This is a genomic window from Streptomyces sp. NPDC005408, from assembly GCF_040606445.1.
Lineage (GTDB): Bacteria > Actinomycetota > Actinomycetes > Streptomycetales > Streptomycetaceae > Streptomyces.
The window spans coordinates 45221-61366 of record NZ_JBEXEX010000032.1; the positions used below are offsets into that span (position 1 = coordinate 45221).

The following is a 16146-nucleotide window of genomic DNA, read 5'->3' on the forward strand; positions in this document are numbered from 1 at the left end:
CGTCGCTTCTGGGCCGCGGGCTGCCCACTCGTGTGCGACCGTGGGTGTCAGCTCTCCAGGACGAGCAGTTGCGCCTCGTCCGCGGACCAGCCGACACTCACCTCGCCGCGCAGGTCGCGGGCCGCTCCCGATCCCGTACCGAGCTCGCGCATGACCACGTCCTGGCCGGCGACCTGCAGCCGATGGCGGACGGTGGCGCCGAGCACCGTGGAGGACACGATCCGGCCGGTGCCTCCGTTCTCGGTCCGCCCGGCGTCGACGAAGCGCAGATGCTCGGGGCGGACGGACACCGCGTAGGCGTCGCCGTCCACTCCGCGGTCGCGGACGCGGCCCACGCCCCAGGCGCCGAGATCGACGACCGCCATACCGTCCTTGCGCTCGAGCACCGTGCACGGCAACAGGTTCGTGTCGCCGAGGAAGTTGGCGACCCAGTCGGTGCGGGGGTGGGCGTAGACGTCCTCGGGGGCGCCTTCCTGCACGATCTTCCCGTCCCGCATGACGACGATCCGGTCGGACATGGACATGGCCTCGTCCTGGTCGTGGGTCACGAACACGACGGAGATGCCGAGGGACTTCTGCAGCGTCTTGACCTCGTCCTGCATCTGCTCCCGCAGCCGCTTGTCCAGCGCGGCCATCGGCTCGTCCAGCAGGAGCGCGGCAGGGTTGAAGACCAGGGCGCGGGCCAGTGCCACGCGCTGCTGCTGGCCGCCGGACATCTGGCGCGGGCGCCGGTCACCCAGCCCAGCCAGGCCGACGCGGGCCAGGGCTTCCTCGGCGCGCCTGCGCCGCTCGGCGCGCGGCACTGACCGCATCCGCAGCGGGAACTCGACGTTCTCGGCGGCGCTCATGTGCGGGAAGAGGGCGTAGCTCTGGAACACGATGCCCAGATCGCGGTCCTTGGGCGGCAGCCGGTCCACCGGTTTGCCGTCGATGAGGACGGTGCCGGAGGTGAGTTCCTCGAAACCGGCGATCATCATCATGGTGGTGGTCTTGCCCGAGCCGCTGGGCCCGAGCAGGGTGACGAACTCGCCGGGGCGGACCGTCAGATCGAGATCGTCGACGGCGGCGACGTTCCCGTACAGCTTGCGTACGCCGCGCAGTTCGATGGAGCCGCGCTGCCCGTCGCCGGTTGCCGCCGGGACGGGAGCGGGAAGTGCGGTCGTGGTGGTCATCGGTTCACCTTGTCTGGTCGGCGGCTGCGGTCAGCGGGAGCAGCCGGGCGATGGAACGGCGGCGGATGGTGAAGCACACCTGCACGAGGAGACCGAGCGTGGCGAGGGTCACGAGCATCGCCGAGGACACGGCGATCTTCGGCGTCAGGTTGTACTGGATGTCGGTGAACATCTTCACCGGCAGGGTCATCGCGGTCGGGGACTGCAGGAACAGGGCGATGACCGTCTCGTCGATGGAGACGGAGAAGGCGAACAGGGCACCTGCGATCAGCCCCGGGCGGATGACGGGGAGATACACGAAGCGCATCAGTGCGAACGCTCCGGCGCCCAGGCTGCTCGCGGAGCGCACCAGTGCCGGGTTGAGTCCGGCCAGGCTCGCCCGCACGGTCAGGAAGGCGTAGGGCACGGCGATCACGGCGTGCGCGAGGCCGATCGGAAGCACCGACCCGACCGTGCCGAGGGAGATGAAGAACTGGTAGAACGCCAGCGCCATCACCACGGCGGGCACGATCATCGGAGCGAGGAGCAGCCCGGTGACCGCCGCCTTCCCCGGGAAGGTACGCCCGTGCAGCGCCAAGGCGGCCGTGGCACCCAGCAGTACGGCGATGGCCATCGCGATACCGGCCGCCTGCAGGCTGGCCGAGAGGGCGGACATCCACGCCGGATCGGCGAAGAATCCCGTGACGCCGTCCGTGGACAACTGCTGCGGGGGGAACGTGATGTACCGGCTGCCGGTGAACGCCATCGGCACCACGATCAGCGTCGGCACCACGAGGAAGGCGAAGACCGGTACCGAGGCGACGAGCGCCCCGAGATGTCGAGGGCTAGCCCGCCTCATGGTGGCCTCCTGTACGAAGAATTCGCTGATAGATCGTCACGAGGACGCTGACGAGCACGGTCAGCAGCAGGGCGAGCGCGGATGCGCCGGCGAAGTCGGTCAACTGCCGTGCGTAGAAGTCGATCTGATTGGCGATCATCATGTCGCCGGGGCCGCCGAGCACGACCGGTGTGATGAAGAAGCCGGTGCTGATGATGAACACCAGCAGGCCCGCGGCCGACACCCCGGGCACGGTCAGGGGCAGGATGATGCGGCGGAAGACCGAAGCCTCACCCGCCCCCAGGGACCGTGCCGCCAGTTCGAGCCGGTCATCGATCGCGGCCAGTGCTGCGAAGATCGGGAACACGGCATAGGGCAGCAGGTAGTGCACCATGCCGAGCACGACGGCGAAGCGGTTGTGGAGCAGAGCGAGCGGCGCGTCGGTGAGCCCGAGCCCCTGCAGTGCGCTGTTGACGAGCCCGTTGTCCTGGAGCAGTACCGCCCAGGCGAAGTTCTTCACCAGGACGCCCGTCCAGAACGGCAGGAGGACCAGGGCGAACAGTACGACCCGCGCCAGCGGCCCGCGACGCCAGATCACCACCGCCAGCAGATAGCCGAGGACGACCGTGGCGAGCGTGGAGAGCGCGCTGATCTCGAAGGTGTTGAGCAGGGACCGTGAGACCAGGGGATCCTCCAGCACCCGCCGGTAGGCGTCGCTCTGGGTGCTGGCGGTGACGAGTTTGCCCAGAGGCGTCACAAAGAGCACGGCGTCGAACGCGAGCACGGGAGCAAGCAGCAGGAGCCAGGCGACGCGCGGGCGCCGGAACCGTCGTCGCGGCGCGCCCGCGCCGTCGGACACGGAGCCTGCGTCGGATGCGGAGGCGCTGTCGGACGCGGAGGCCTGGGAGAGGGTGGACGTCATCAACTGCCCGCCTGCCACAGCTTGAAGCGCTGCTCGGTGGCCTTGAGATTCTTGGCCCACCAGGCGTCGTCGCGCACCAGGACGGAGCCTTCCAGCTTCGGGCTCGTGGGCAGGGAGTCGGCGACCGCGGCCGGCAGCTTGGCCAGCGCCGCGGTGTTGGCGAGCGTGAGGTTGGTGGTCTGGATGAAGTCGGCACCGGCCGCCGCGTCGTTGCTCATGAAGTCCAGGAGCCGGAAGGCTGCTTCCTTGTTCCTCGCTCCCTTGGGCACCACGAAGTAGTCGCCGGCGACGACACTGTTGGAGGCGGTGAAGTTCAGCCGGGCGCCGTCCTTGCGGGCGGCGCTGATGCGGTTGTTGAAGCTCGTCGACAGCGAGACCTCGCCGGACGTCAGCTGCTGGATCGGCTCCTGGTTGGCCGCGTGGTATATCAGTTTCTTGCGCCCGGGGTGCTGTGCCAGGTAGTCGAACGCGGCGTCCACATCGAGCGGGTAGATCTTGTCGAACGGCACCCCCGCCGCCAGCCGTGCCGCCTCCAGGATCGAGCTGTCGGACAGCTGCGAATACACCGAACGCTTGGTGGGGTACGCCCCCTCGTCCAGGAACTGGGCCCAGTTCTTCGGCGCCTGCGCATCGGTGATGTGCTTCTGGTCCCAGGCCATCACGAACAGGAAACTCAGGTACTTGATGCCGTAGTCGGCCTTCGCGTAGGCCGGCAGGCCCTTGTCGCTGATGACGCCGTAGTCGAGCTTCTCCAGCAGACCTTCCTCGACGGCCTGCAGGTACTCCGGCGCGGTCAGCTCCACGAGGTCCCACTGCACGTCGCCGGACTGCACCTGGGCCTTCAGCCCGGCGAGACTGGTGTTGGCCAGCAGCGACGGTCGCACTCCGGTCTTCTTCTCGAAGGGCGTGAGCAGGGTCTTGGTCAACTGGTCGTTGTACGAGCCGCCGTAGGAGGTCACCGTCACGGTCGTGTTGGCCTTGGCCGCCGGGGCCGACTTGGTGCTGCACGCGGTCAGGAGGCTCCCCGCGAAGGGAACCGCGAGCGCGGAGGCTCCCGCTCCCCGCAGCAACGACCGGCGGCTGACGTTTCTTGCTGACTGGCCGTTCATGATGGGCCACGCCTTTCTCGGCTCACGGCTGCCCGTGTCGGAACACACCGACGACATACGCAGGGCACGCCGGAAACCAGCAGGGGATCAGGGAATCCGGGATGGAAGGAATCCGGGATGAGGGAAAGGGAGATCCGCGAAGAGAGCGCCTGGGGCACAGCACACGGATCGGAACATGCGCAACGGGGTCCATGACCGTCGCCAACAGCCATGGCATCCCGGGACTCGTTCGCGGCCGGCCTCGCGATCGGGCGATCCACGGACGGCGAACGAAGAGGGAACCGACGCGGCCGGCATCAACCGGCCACCGCGGTGGCGCAACAGTAAGGACGCGGGCCCCTCGCGTCAACAACCAGTTCTCCCCAGCGGGCACGCGCACCGCCGCAACCGCCCTCACGGCGATACGGCCGCACCCGCGGGCATGCCCAGACCGGGCAGGCACCTCCCAGAGTGTGCAGATCATCCACAGCGCATCGACACAATGGATGATTCCGACACTTCATCGGCGGTCCGGCCCTCGATAACGTCCCAGTCGACGGAAGGGCGGTCACCCCGCCCGCCTTTCCGACCCGCTGCCCCGGCAGGACCCGACGATGCGGAAGTCGCCACTTCCGCACCGCTCGGAGCCCCGCCACACCCGGGCACAACCGGACCGCGCCCGCGGCCGCCTCACCCACGGCGCCGCACCCTCACCGTGCCCCCGTTGCGCACGGCAGTTCCCCTCACCCCAGCCCAAGGAGAGACGCGTGAGTGATCTTCATTCGCTGCGCAACTACATCGACGGAACGTTCGTCGACGCACAGGACGGCCGCACCCTCCCCGTCGTCGACCCGACGACCGGCGAGCCGTACGCCACCTCCCCGCTCTCCGGCGCGGCCGACGTGGACGCGGCCATGGCTGCCGCCGCGGCCGCCTTCGCCCTCTGGCGCACCTCCACCCCCAGCACCCGCCAGCGGCTGCTCCTGAGGATCGCCGACGCCGTCGAGGCACGCGCCGACGAACTGGTCCGGGCGGAATGCCGTAACACCGGCAAACCGCGCGCCGTGACCAGGGCCGAGGAGATCGGCCCCATGGTCGACCAGATCCGCTTCTTCGCGGGCGCGGCCCGGATGCTCGAGGGCCGCTCGGCCGGCGAGTACGCCGAGGGCCTCACCTCGATCATCAGGCGCGAGCCGGTCGGCGTCTGCGCACAGGTCGCCCCCTGGAACTACCCCATGATGACGGCGGTATGGAAGTTCGCCCCGGCGATCGCCGCGGGCAACACTGTCGTCCTCAAGCCCTCCGACACCACCCCGGCGTCCACAGTGCTGCTCGCCGAGATCGTCGGAGGCGTGCTGGAGGAACTGGACCTCCCGGCAGGCATTCTCAACGTCATCTGCGGCGACCGGGAGACCGGCCGCCTCATGGTCGAACACCCGACCCCGGCCTTCGCCGCCATCACGGGCTCCGTACGCGCCGGCATCGAGGTCGCCAAAAGCGCGGCCAAGGACGTCAAGCGGGTCCACCTCGAGCTCGGCGGCAAGGCACCCGTCATCGTCTTCGACGACGCGGACATCGACCAGGCGGTCGAGACCATCACGGCGGCCGGCTTCTTCAACGCGGGTCAGGACTGCACGGCCGCGACTCGCGTCCTGGTGCACGAGCCCGTCCGCGACGAGTTCGTGACCGCGCTCGCGAAGGCCGCCGCCGCCACCAGGACCGGCGGCATCGACGACGAGGACGTGCTCTACGGCCCGCTCAACAACGCCAACCAGCTGGCGCAGGTGACCGGTTTCATCGAGCGGCTGCCGGAGCACGCGACGGTCGAGGCGGGCGGCTACCGGGTGGGCGAGAAGGGCTACTTCTACGCCCCGACCGTCGTCTCAGGCCTCGAGCAGGACGACGAGATCATCCAGAACGAGGTCTTCGGCCCGGTCATCACCGTCCAGTCCTTCACCGATGAGGCGCAGGCGCTCGCATGGGCGAACGGCGTCGAGTACGCGCTGGCGTCGTCGGTGTGGACCAAGGACCACGCGCGGGCGATGCGGATGTCGCAGGCGCTGGACTTCGGCTGTGTGTGGATCAACACGCACATGATCCTCGTCGCCGAGATGCCTCACGGCGGCTTCAAGAAGTCCGGTTACGGCAAGGACCTGTCGGCGTACGGCTTCGACGACTACACGCGGATCAAGCACGTCATGACCTCCCTGGGCTGACCTCGAGCCGCGGCGGAACGGCGCGCCGCACTGGCGAAGCCGCTGCCGGCCGCCGCGGGCGGGCGTTGTGCCGGCGCGGGCGTGGAGCAGCCCACTCAAGCTGCTCCGCGCCCCGCCCCACAGCAACCGCGGCCCCTCGGGCCCCAGCGGCAGACCCGGGCCCCTCAGCCCCGGTCGTAGGTGTGGAACCCGCGGCCTGTCTTGCGACCGTGCAGCCCCGCCTCCACCATGCGTTGGAGCAGCGGCGGCGGTCGCCTACGACAGCGACGAGCGCGTCTGGAACCCGCCGATGTCGCTGTCTGTCACTCAGCGCTGCCGCTCGGCGTTGACGTATATCAGGTCGCGAAGCGTGGAGCTGATCACTACGGCTGACGGCGATAACACTCGACTGCGCCGATCCCGAGGCGCTGGCCGCGTTCTATCGGCAGGCCACCGGGCTCGAGCTTCACCCGAAATCCGACGGTGACTTCGCCGGCCTCACCAGCGAGGACGGGCTCTTCATCGGCTTCCAACGGGTCGATGACTACCGGGCTCCGCGCTGGCCTGGCCAGATCGTGCCACAACAAGTCCACCTCGACTTCGCGGTCGATGACCTCGACGAGGCCGAGGCCCTGCTACTGGAGTTGGGCGCGACCAAGCCGGAGCACCAACCGGGCGGAGACAGGTGGCGGATCATCACTGACCCGGCCGGTCATCCCTTCTGCCTGACCAGAGGCTGACGTCGAAAACACCGAGAACACTGGTTCTCAAGCCGGCAAGCTCAAGCCATGGCGACGAGGACAGCCGCGAGAGCCAGTAGGCCGACCCCAGCCAGCATGCAGTCAACTGCAGCCCGGATAAGCCGGAACTTCCGCAGGGCGAGTACGGCCATGAACCTCACGTGGTCGACTTGATAGCCAGAGGTCAGCCAATCGCGCAATTCGTCGGAGCTCAACCCGGGCCAGCTTGTCCAGCCGCTGCCTCGGAGATTCGGACGGACGGCGAGTAAGAGGATCAACGTCGCCGCCAGCAGCGCAGCGGCGCCGAGGGACCCGGCCACGGCCGCTGGAGCGGTCGGATCGAGTCTGGAGGCTGACGCACCCAGCGCCACAAGTGCGGCTCCGGCCAGCGCCAGTAGCAGACTCGCTTTGGCATCGGAGCGGGCCAAGTCACTCTGAAGCGTCGTCACCATCGCGGCAATGCGGTCTTGCGCCCTGTCTTGCTGCAGGTCAGGTGTAGTGGTTGCCATCGGTGTGTCTTCTCCCGACTCGTCGTCCAACGTCAACGTGCCCAGGGCCGCCCTGCCGACAGCCCCCGGAAGTACTCTGCTCAGTCCATTCCTCCCACGCCCTGCAGTCGTCCTTTCATTATCAGGACTGTGTCCTTCGCGAACCAGCGTCTCGGTTGCAGGGCGCACAGCCGCCTTGATGACCCCAACTCGCAGTCCGGCGCTCCGCGTCCGCCATCAGGGCCCGTGGTGCCCTCCGACCGGAAGGCACCTGACAGATCACCGTCAGGAGCGCTATCCTCGCCGCGATGATGACTCCTTCTGTTGGCAGATTGGGGGACCCGTCCGCGCAAGGTGAGTGCTGATGCTCACTCAGACCGCGAATGGGGAGTCCCGCCTTTCCTTCTGGCTGCGCGTGCGCGAGTTCGCCGTGCCGCCGTCCATGATCGAGACTGCGACCACCCGCCGTTGTGCCGGGGACTGGGCGGGGGCGTGCGCCGCCGCAGGCATCGATGTCGATCTCAACCTGCGTTCCGTGGCACGCACTTATGGCCACGACCTCGCAGCCCAAGTCCGGGCCGATCTCCGCCACCTGGCCCCTGACCTGCTGCGCTGGCACATGCCGAGGATCGCTCCCGACGGGCTGCTGCGCCCGGGTCTGACCATCGCCCTGGCCCGGTACGACGCTGCGGGGCGCGCCCGCGAACGCCCGGTGCACCTCGTGGTCCGGACTCCGCCGGTTTGGGCCGATGCCGGTCAGCGGATGAGCCTCACGCTGTGGGACGGATCCCACGTCGAGGCCGACGCCCGCCGTCATCCACACCCCCATCCGAACCAGCGGTTCCGCCTCGACCTGCACCGGCACCTGTGGGACGCGCACAGGACCGATGAGCTGCGGGTCCGGTCCGGGGCCGATCGGCCGCCCGCCGACGGCCGTTATATGAACCCGGATTCGCTGGCGACGGTGCCGCAGGGGCGCCGCTGTGCCGTTGACCGGTGGGCCGCCGAGGCGGGGATTCTGCTCCACGCTGAGGGGCGGCAAACCGGGCCCGTCACCGTGCGGTTCGGGGCCCGGCATCGGCTGCTCCTGGACCTGGCCGCGGACGGGGATGGCCGCGGGCCGTCCGCGCTGCGGATCTCGGCGGCGCCCACGGACGGCAGCACCTCCGCGCTGCCAGTCCTGCCCGACGCGGCGACCTGGGCGCTACCCGACCTGGAACTGATCCGCACCGGCTCGATCGAGGTCGACCGGCTGCACCCGCTGGTCGCCTCGGCACTGGTACCGGGTCATTCGCCGGCCGGTTCCTCCCGGATCCCGGACCCGGCAGGACAGGCGCGCCTCGTGGAGTGCCGGGGAGCTCAGCACCGGATCGGCCTGGTCAACGGGGTACTGGCGCCGCTGGACCACGACCCGGCGGAGATCCGCCGGGAGGAACTGCTGGCCGCGCTGACCGGTACTCCGCTTCCCTGCCTGCAGGCCATCGACGAGGCGCACCGTCATCCGCACTGCCTCGCCGGCGTCCGCGAACGGCTGGACCACGGCGACACCGCCGGTGCGCTGGCCGTCGTCGAGGGTCTGCTGGGCCCCGCCGCAGTGCTGCGCAGCGGCGCGCTCCAGGACGAACTGGAGGCGGCCGCGCAGCGGCGGATCGTCTACGGACTGTTCAGGGCAGGCCTGGTCGGACCCGGACCCGGTCGCATCCGCCCGGGCCTCAGCCGCCCCAGTGACCACCGCTCGCATCCGCGCCACACGACCTTCCGCTGACCCGGGGCTCTGCGTCCCCTGCCCCCGACTCGGCCCACAACGAACCCAAAGGTGATCAAACATGCCCACATACAGCCCGTTCTCCGCAACCGCCACCACTTCCGACCCGGCCCACGCCCCCCAGCTCGACGTCGCCGGCGAGTTGCTGACCCTGCTGCGCGACATCACCACCGAACCGCGCCCCGACACACAACTGGAGGCCCTGACCCTGGCCGTGGCCGCCGACCTACCCGTCCTCCTGTGGGGTGAGCCGGGGATCGGCAAGACCGCGGCCCTGACGCAACTTGCCGCGGCCCTGGACCTTCCGCTGACCACAGTCATCGCCAGCGTGCACGAGCCGTCCGACTTCTCGGGGCTGCCCATCGTCGGAGACGACCCCGCAGAACAGGGTGTCCCGATGGCCCCGCCGGACTGGGCAGTTCGACTCGTACGGGCCGGCCGAGGGCTGCTGTTCCTGGACGAGCTGTCCACCGCGCCACCGGCCGTTCAGGCCGCGCTGCTCCGCCTCGTGCTCGAACGGCGGATCGGCGCCCTGCAACTGCCGCCCGAGGTCCGGATCGTGGCCGCCGCCAATCCGCGATCCTCGGCGGCCGACGGCTGGGAGCTCAGCCCGCCGCTGGCCAACCGGTTCGTTCATCTTCAGTGGACCCACGACCACGAGGTCGTGGTACGCGGCCTCGGCGGGACGTGGCCCCGGGCGACACTGCCACGGCTCGTCCCGGCGAAGTTGTCAGAGGCCGTGGACTTCGCCCGCCGTGCGGTGTGCGGGCTCCTCTCCGCCCGCCCTGCGCTCGTACACCGGCTGCCCAGCAATGAAACCCGCCGGGGCGGCCCCTGGCCGTCACCACGAAGCTGGGACATGACCCTGTGCCTGATTGCCTTCGCGACCGCGGCCAACTCCTCCCGAGAAGTACTTTCCTTGCTGGTCAGAGGCACCGTGGGGGACGGTCCGGGGCTGGAGCTGCTGGCAAGCCTGGACCGGATGGACCTCCCGGACCCCGAGGTGCTGCTCGCCGACCCGGAGGGTGCCGCGCTGCCCGAGCGGGGGGATCTGCGCCAAGCCGTACTCGACGGTGTGGTCGCGGCGGTCCGCAAGCGCCCGGAGAAATCCCGCTGGGACGCGGCATGGGCGCTTCTGGTCCGGGCGCTGGAGACCGGAGCCCCGGACCTGGTGGTCGTCCCCGCGACCACCCTCGCCACGCTGCGCCGCGAGGACTGGGACGTTCCGGCATCGATCGAGCGGCTCGCCGGAGCAGTGGCCCTGTCCCGGCGAGCAGACCACGCCGCGGCTCGCACCGCGGTCGCCGCGAAGGCCGGCCGATGATCCCGGGCACACCGGGGACACTGGACCTCGACAAGCTCTTCGCCGCCCGGCTGCACGCCGTCCGGGTCCGGCCCTACTTGGCGACGGCGCTGTTCGCCCTGCACACCGTGGAGTCGCGGCGGGTACCGACGATGGCCGTCGACAGGCACTGGCGGTGCTACGTCTCGCCGGTCTTCGTGGACCGGACACCGGTGGAGGAACTGGCCGGGGTATGGGTGCACGAGGTATCGCACCTCCTGCGCGACCATCACGGGCGCAGTGACCGTGTCGCGCGGGAGCGCGGGCTGACCGGCCCGGCCGAGCGGCTGCGGATGAACATCGCCGCCGACTGCGAGATCAACGACGACGCGTTCGGTGACGGGCTGGTCCGGCCCGAAGGCGCTGTCGAGCCGGTGTCCTTGGGGCTGCCCGAGGGCGAACTCATGGAGGACTACCTGCGCCAGTTCCGCCTCGGGCCGCGTACACAGAGCATGGCCTGGCTGGACTGCGGCAGCGGCGCCGACGGACTGGAGCGGGAATGGGACTTGGGACCGGATGGCGCACACGGCCTCAGCGAGCAGGAACGGGACGCCGTCCGATTCCGGGTGGCTCAGGGCATCACCGCCCGTCCGGGGAACACCCCCAAGGGGTGGCAACGGTGGGCCGAGGAGGCGTTCCACCCACCGCAGCCGTGGCGGGAGTTGCTGGGAGCGGCGCTCCGCTCGGCCGCCTCCGGCCCCGGCGTGGGCGAGGACTACACCCACGGGCGCCCGTCGCGGCGCTCGGCCGGGGTGCCCGGCGTTGTTCTGCCGAGCCTCCGGCGCAGGCCGCCCCGGGTCGCCGTCGTCATCGACACATCCGGGTCGGTCAGTGACACCGAACTGGGCAGCGCGCTCCTTGAAGTTGCCGCGATCTCCCGTGCCGTGGGCGGCCGTCGCGACCAGATCACCGTGGTGCCGTGCGACGCGGCGGCCCAGATGGTGCACCCGCTGTGCCGTGCCGAGGGAATACCGCTGCTGGGCGGTGGCGGTACGGATCTGCGAACGGGCTTCGCCACGGCGCTCCGAGCGCGGCCCCGACCAGACGTCATCGTGGTCCTGACCGACGGGCAGACGCCCTGGCCGGACACGCGACCACCGTGCCGGACGGTGGTGGGTCTGTTCCCTCGGCAGCAGGCAGCCAGGTCGTGGGACGAGGACGATCCCGACTACGTGCCGGACTCACCGCCCGAGTGGGCACGAGTGGTGGTCATCGGGTCGGCTCCCGCTGCTCGGTAAGCCCCCTCAGCATGGCGCAGACGAATCTCTTCCGATGTTTCACTGACCTCGAAACCGTGACCGGTCCCCCTCCTTTAGGAGGGGGAGGATTCAAAGCATGGACCTTTCCGGCATGGGCTGCTCCACGCCGTCCAGCTCCAGCGTGCATCTGAGGATGGACGGGACCAGGTGCGGCTGGCGTATTCGGACCCGGAACGGGCGGGCGGGCTCTTCGGGCAGTTCGCCGCTCAGCAGGCTTGTCCCGGAGCCGTGCTCCTTCTGAAACGCGACTACTTTGCCGTTGACCAGGAGTTCGATCTCTCCGTTCTTTCCGGGCCCCACGTTCACGGAGATCGAGTGGTCACCCTGATCCAGGTGGAAGTGGTGGCTGTGCCCCATGACGCACCTCCACATTGCTGCCGGTAGCTCCAGCCTAAATCCGGGCTCACGGAAACGAGGAGTGAGCGGCCCTTCCGGATGCCCCTGGCCGACTGCGGGGGATTTCGAGAGCGACAATTGAAGGAGGTCCGGTGCTGATCGGTTTACGGAGTGCAGATCGCGAGGTTCTGCTCGGTGAACCGAGTGCCGGCCGGCAGGAGACGACGATGAACGGCTCGGTCCGTGTCGGACAGATTGTCGGGGTGCCGCTGCGGATGCACTGGAGCGTGCCGCTGCTGGTAGTCCTGTTCGCATACGGTCTTGGCCGCCAGACCCTCCCCGCATGGACTCCAGGGCGCTCAGATGCCGTGTACACCTTCGCCAGTGCCGTAGGGGCCTTGCTGCTCATGGGCAGCCTCCTGCTCCACGAGACGGCACACGCTGCGACTGCCCGCAGGAAGAAGATCGCGGTACAGGATGTGACGCTGTGGGCGCTGGGCGGAATGACCCGGATGGGACGACCGCAGACCGCTGCAGTGGCTTTCGCGGTCGCCGTCAGCGGCCCCCTCGCCAGCCTGCTCATCGGAGGCGCCGCGCTCGGAGCGGGAATCGTGCTGCACCTGACGTCCGGCTGGGCGGTGCCCGCCGCCGTGCTGATGTGGCTCGGCTGGGCGAACCTGTTCCTGGGCGCCTTCAACCTGCTGCCGGCTGCGCCGCTCGACGGCGGAAGGGTGCTGCAGGCGCTGTTGTGGTGGCGCACCGGTGACCGGGAACGCGCGGATCGGGCGGCTTCCCGCAGCGGTCAGGTGATGGGCGTGCTGCTGATGGCTTTCGGCTGGGTCCTCCTCCTGCGCGGGGCGCCGGGCGGGCTGTGGCTCGCCTTCGTCGGTCTCTTCATCACAGTCGTCGCCGGGGCGGAACGGCAGCGCGCCGTGATCCACACGGCTCTGCGGGGGGTGAAGGTGGCCGATGCAATGTCCAGCCCGGTGACGACCGGTGCCGACTGGCTGACCGCCCAGCGTTTTGTCGACGAGGTGGCTGTGAAGTCCCACCATTCGGCGGTGCCCCTGCTCGATTTCGAAGGCCGTCCCAGCGGGATCGTTCAGATACGCAGGCTTGCTGGAATACCGGCAGCGCGCCGGGAGGACCTGCGCGTGCGCGAGGTGGCGATCCCGCTGTCTCAGTGCACGGTTGCCGCTCCGAATGATCTTCTGAGTGAGGCTGTCGACAGGCTCCGCCGGGCCGGCATGTGCATCCTCGTCGTGGACGGGGCCCATCTGGTGGGGATCGTCACCGCGAAGGACATTTCACGACTGATGCAGCGGCACACGCTAGGGGCCCAGGGGCACAGCCGAGCAGCGTGACAGCGGTGTCTCTGGACCCGCTGGTGGCCCACCAGTAGGTTCGCGGCCTGACAGCGACCGCCGGCGCCTCCTCGATCAAGCTGGGCGGGCTGCTCAAGCACCTGGCCGTCGTCGAGGACGACGCATTCTCCCGGACAGCGGACGTCACGAATGTCTCGCGACGCCCACCCTCCGGTGCCTCAGCTGAACCCGTACGGTTGCACGCCGTTGAAGTCCATCGTCCGCTCGAGCTCTCGCTGTGTCTGCTCGGCTGTCCGGCGTGCTTCGGCCGGGGCGTCCCCGAGCTCGTCTACGAGCTGTGCATAGATGGGGGCGTCTGATCGGTCCGCGAAGCTCACGGTGACAAGGTCCTTCCTTCGAACTACGGCCTGCTCCCCGCCGGCGGCCGGGAGCGGGAACCAAGTCTACGGATGACCTTGCGAAGGTGACCGTCAGCTCCACAGTGCGGACAGATGAACAGGCTGCGCGGCACAGAAGCCATCCGTTACATCGGGCCAACAGCACCCTTGTTGAACGACATCGCGCAGGACAGATGACGGGCCGAGCGGACCAGTTCACCGCAGTAACGGATCGTCTGGACGATCGGCCGGTCCGGCGCGCGCCGCTTCGCGCGCACCCGGACCTTGGCCGACTGAGGTGTGGAGGCAGCGCAGGAGTGGGCAGCCTGATGCGAGCAGCCCCGGGGGCGGGGCGCGGTCGCGCCGGGGCCGGACCGTGCTCGCCGCTCGCGATGGCGCTCCTCACAGCCATCGCGTCCAGCCTCTAACCCCCAACACGCCCCAGCCAGTTGGCGACCAGCCCAGCACCCCTGTCGAGCGCGGTGTACCGCTTCCACTGTCGGGCTGAGTCGCGTATGTCTCAGGACTGCGATTGAGGAGGGCTGTCGTGATCACCCGAAGTGGGTGATCTTCGTTCCACCGGCCGCCTCGCCGGTGCAGGCAGCCGGAGAAAGAGGCCCCCGCCGCCCGCTCACGTTTCCTCCGAGCACCAGCGAGCCAACCGAAAGGCCCACGGGCGGTCGCCCGGAGGGCGCAACCCAAGATGCACATACCACTACGGTGCGTATCCAATGGAGGCAAGTGGCAGTTCCGCCGCAGTCGTCCCAGGGAGTGCCATGAATGCGCCGCCGGAGTCGCCCAAGCCTTCTGACGGTGCACCTCATGTCCCGTCGCCGTCGGCCCGGAAAGGTTCGCGTGCCGGGCGGATCGTGAAGAGCACCGTCTCGGCCGTGCTGATCACGCTCACCTGCATCCTCGTACCGGTCTCCCTGCTAACCGTCTGGGTGCACGACATCGTGCTGGACACCGACCGGTACGTGGACACGGTCTCCCCGCTCGCCTCGGACCCGGCGATCGAGGCTGCCGCCGTCAACCGCATCACCAAGGCCGTCGCTGTCCGGGTTGACGGCAGCCAGGTCACGTCGGACGTTGCGGCGTGGCTGGAGTCCCAGGGTCTGCCGCCACGCGTCGGTGCTGCGATCAAGGCGCTGGGCCCACAGCTGGACTCGGCTGTCGACCAGGCTGTCACCAAGGTGGCGACCCGCTTCGTCGACAGCGACAAGTTCGAGACCGTGTGGACCGAGGCCAACCGGGCCGCCCACTCGGCCGTCGTGCATGTGCTCACCGGTGAGGGCCGGGGCGCGGTCGAAGTGAGCGGCGGCACCGTCACCCTCAATGTCGGCACAGCCGTGGACAAGGTCAAGCAGGACCTCGTGAACGCCGGTATCGCCCCGGCCGCGAAGATCCCCGAGGTCAACAAGCAGATGGTGCTCTTCCAGTCCGACAAGTTGGACAAGATCAAGGGCGCGGTCCACGCGCTCGATGTCATCGGCAACTGGCTGCCCGTGATCACCGTCGTGCTCGGGGCGATCGGGGTACTGCTCGCCCGGCGGCGCCGCCGGGCCCTGGTGACCACGACCCTCTGCGCGGCTGCAGCCTGTCTGATCGTCGCCATCGGTCTGGTGATCGCCCGCCACTATTACCTCGACCACCTGCCCGCCCAGGTGCAGTCCCCACAGGCGGCGGCCGCGATCTTCGACACGCTGGTGCACTTCCTGCGGGTGAGTGTCCGTACGGCGCTCGTGCTCGGCGTGGTCGTGGCAATCGGCGCCTATCTGTCCGGCTCGGGCCGGCTGCCGCGTGCTGTGCGCGGGAAGGCCGACCGTACGGCCGACTCCGCCGCGCGCTGGGGCGGTGCTCACGGGGTGCATACGGGGAAGGTGGGCACCTGGGTGGACGCCCAGCGGCGGTGGCTCACCATTGGTGTGCTGCTCGTGATCGCGCTGATCTTCGCGCTGTGGAACCACCCGACGGTGCTGACGGTCCTGCTGATGGTGATCATCCTCCTCGCCGTGCTCGCTGTACTGGCGCTGCTGGCGGCAACCGGCCGGAACGCGGAGCCGTCTGGGCACGCCGACGGGCAGTAGTCTTCGTGGCCGTCCTGCAGAAGGTGCTCAGTGGCCTGCGGGAGTGGTACTCCTCGGCACGGCTTTCCCGGCCTCGCCGATCTGCGGCACACGCCGCACTGCCGCCTCCGCAAGGACGGCTTGGCGGGCTGTCAGTGTCCGCGGTGGCCATCCCGGCGTCGATGGGTATGGCCGAACTGGCGGGCATGCCGCCGGTTGAGGGTCTCGTCCAGCGGGTGGGGCGCCATGGCGGG

The 16146-nt window shown here is 69.3% G+C and carries 13 protein-coding genes and 1 pseudogene; 7 read left to right on the plus strand and 7 right to left on the minus strand.

All coding sequences use genetic code 11. The features are described from left to right. Nucleotides 1–47: 47 nt before the first annotated feature. The 4 genes from ABZS64_RS26165 to ABZS64_RS26180 are packed head-to-tail and all read right to left on the minus strand — an operon-like array spanning nt 48 to nt 4020. On the minus strand, nt 48–1172 hold the full coding sequence (locus ABZS64_RS26165; protein ID WP_355834362.1) for an ABC transporter ATP-binding protein: 1125 nt from the start codon (nt 1170–1172) through the stop codon (nt 48–50). A gap of 4 nt (nt 1173–1176) precedes the next feature. Then, the gene (locus ABZS64_RS26170) at nt 1177–2010 is read right to left on the minus strand and encodes an ABC transporter permease (RefSeq protein ID WP_355834365.1); all 834 of its coding nucleotides are present in this window, start codon (nt 2008–2010) and stop codon (nt 1177–1179) included. Beyond that, nucleotides 1997–2911 (minus strand): ABC transporter permease, encoded by a 915-nt coding sequence (locus ABZS64_RS26175; protein ID WP_355834368.1) that lies wholly within the window; start codon nt 2909–2911, stop codon nt 1997–1999. The genes ABZS64_RS26170 and ABZS64_RS26175 overlap by 14 nt, the downstream gene beginning before the upstream one ends. Continuing rightward, a complete protein-coding gene (locus ABZS64_RS26180; RefSeq protein WP_355834371.1) occupies nt 2911–4020 on the minus strand; it encodes an extracellular solute-binding protein in 1110 nt (369 codons plus the stop codon). The genes ABZS64_RS26175 and ABZS64_RS26180 overlap by 1 nt, the downstream gene beginning before the upstream one ends. Nucleotides 4021–4766: 746 nt before the next feature. Between ABZS64_RS26180 and ABZS64_RS26185 the strand changes: the two genes are divergently transcribed. Then, nucleotides 4767–6215, plus strand: a complete 1449-nt coding sequence (locus ABZS64_RS26185; protein WP_355834374.1) for a gamma-aminobutyraldehyde dehydrogenase — start codon at nt 4767–4769, stop codon at nt 6213–6215. A 164-nt stretch (nt 6216–6379) separates the two neighbouring features. Here ABZS64_RS26185 and ABZS64_RS26190 read toward each other — a convergent pair. Continuing rightward, nucleotides 6380–6469: pseudogene (locus tag ABZS64_RS26190) on the minus strand (3-hydroxyacyl-CoA dehydrogenase family protein); the annotation flags it as partial. Nucleotides 6470–6583: 114 nt separating this feature from the next. Here ABZS64_RS26190 and ABZS64_RS26195 point away from each other — a divergent pair. Continuing rightward, nucleotides 6584–6934 carry a VOC family protein gene (locus ABZS64_RS26195; RefSeq protein ID WP_355834463.1) on the plus strand — a complete coding sequence of 117 codons (351 nt, stop codon included), beginning with the start codon at nt 6584–6586 and terminating at the stop codon, nt 6932–6934. A 41-nt stretch (nt 6935–6975) separates the two neighbouring features. Here the strand turns inward: ABZS64_RS26195 and ABZS64_RS26200 are convergent, their stop codons facing one another. Then, nucleotides 6976–7443 carry a Pycsar system effector family protein gene (locus ABZS64_RS26200; RefSeq protein WP_355834376.1) on the minus strand — a complete coding sequence of 156 codons (468 nt, stop codon included), beginning with the start codon at nt 7441–7443 and terminating at the stop codon, nt 6976–6978. A gap of 343 nt (nt 7444–7786) precedes the next feature. Here ABZS64_RS26200 and ABZS64_RS26205 point away from each other — a divergent pair, with 343 nt between their 5' ends. From ABZS64_RS26205 to ABZS64_RS26215, 3 genes are all read left to right on the plus strand, one after another. Further along, entirely contained in the window at nt 7787–9187 is a 1401-nt protein-coding gene (locus tag ABZS64_RS26205; RefSeq protein ID WP_355834379.1) for a hypothetical protein, read from the plus strand. A gap of 61 nt (nt 9188–9248) precedes the next feature. Continuing rightward, nucleotides 9249–10511 (plus strand): AAA family ATPase, encoded by a 1263-nt coding sequence (locus tag ABZS64_RS26210; RefSeq protein ID WP_355834382.1) that lies wholly within the window; start codon nt 9249–9251, stop codon nt 10509–10511. Beyond that, nucleotides 10508–11767, plus strand: a complete 1260-nt coding sequence (locus ABZS64_RS26215; RefSeq protein WP_355834385.1) for a VWA-like domain-containing protein — start codon at nt 10508–10510, stop codon at nt 11765–11767. The genes ABZS64_RS26210 and ABZS64_RS26215 overlap by 4 nt, the downstream gene beginning before the upstream one ends. A 90-nt stretch (nt 11768–11857) precedes the next feature. Here ABZS64_RS26215 and ABZS64_RS26220 read toward each other — a convergent pair whose 3' ends face one another. Then, nucleotides 11858–12145 (minus strand): hypothetical protein, encoded by a 288-nt coding sequence (locus ABZS64_RS26220; protein WP_355834388.1) that lies wholly within the window; start codon nt 12143–12145, stop codon nt 11858–11860. Between the two features lie 206 nt (nt 12146–12351). On the opposite strand from ABZS64_RS26220, the gene ABZS64_RS26225 reads away from it, so the two are divergent. Then, complete coding sequence (locus ABZS64_RS26225) at nt 12352–13488, plus strand: site-2 protease family protein (RefSeq protein ID WP_355834465.1); 1137 nt, start codon at nt 12352–12354, stop codon at nt 13486–13488. A gap of 1207 nt (nt 13489–14695) precedes the next feature. Continuing rightward, nucleotides 14696–15913: a hypothetical protein gene (locus ABZS64_RS26230; protein WP_355834391.1), complete on the plus strand. Its 1218-nt coding sequence runs from the start codon at nt 14696–14698 to the stop codon at nt 15911–15913. Nucleotides 15914–16146 lie beyond the last annotated feature (233 nt).

Excerpts from the sequence above, each read along its gene's own strand:
- ABZS64_RS26165 (WP_355834362.1), bottom strand. The coding sequence starts at position 1,172 with ATGACCACCACGACCGCACTTCCCGCTCCCGTCCCGGCGGCAACCGGC.
- ABZS64_RS26170 (WP_355834365.1), bottom strand. The coding sequence starts at position 2,010 with ATGAGGCGGGCTAGCCCTCGACATCTCGGGGCGCTCGTCGCCTCGGTA.
- ABZS64_RS26175 (WP_355834368.1), bottom strand. The coding sequence starts at position 2,911 with ATGACGTCCACCCTCTCCCAGGCCTCCGCGTCCGACAGCGCCTCCGCA.
- ABZS64_RS26180 (WP_355834371.1), bottom strand. The coding sequence starts at position 4,020 with ATGAACGGCCAGTCAGCAAGAAACGTCAGCCGCCGGTCGTTGCTGCGG.
- ABZS64_RS26200 (WP_355834376.1), bottom strand. The coding sequence starts at position 7,443 with ATGGCAACCACTACACCTGACCTGCAGCAAGACAGGGCGCAAGACCGC.
- ABZS64_RS26205 (WP_355834379.1), top strand. The coding sequence starts at position 7,787 with ATGCTCACTCAGACCGCGAATGGGGAGTCCCGCCTTTCCTTCTGGCTG.
- ABZS64_RS26210 (WP_355834382.1), top strand. The coding sequence starts at position 9,249 with ATGCCCACATACAGCCCGTTCTCCGCAACCGCCACCACTTCCGACCCG.
- ABZS64_RS26215 (WP_355834385.1), top strand. The coding sequence starts at position 10,508 with ATGATCCCGGGCACACCGGGGACACTGGACCTCGACAAGCTCTTCGCC.
- ABZS64_RS26220 (WP_355834388.1), bottom strand. The coding sequence starts at position 12,145 with ATGGGGCACAGCCACCACTTCCACCTGGATCAGGGTGACCACTCGATC.
- ABZS64_RS26225 (WP_355834465.1), top strand. The coding sequence starts at position 12,352 with ATGAACGGCTCGGTCCGTGTCGGACAGATTGTCGGGGTGCCGCTGCGG.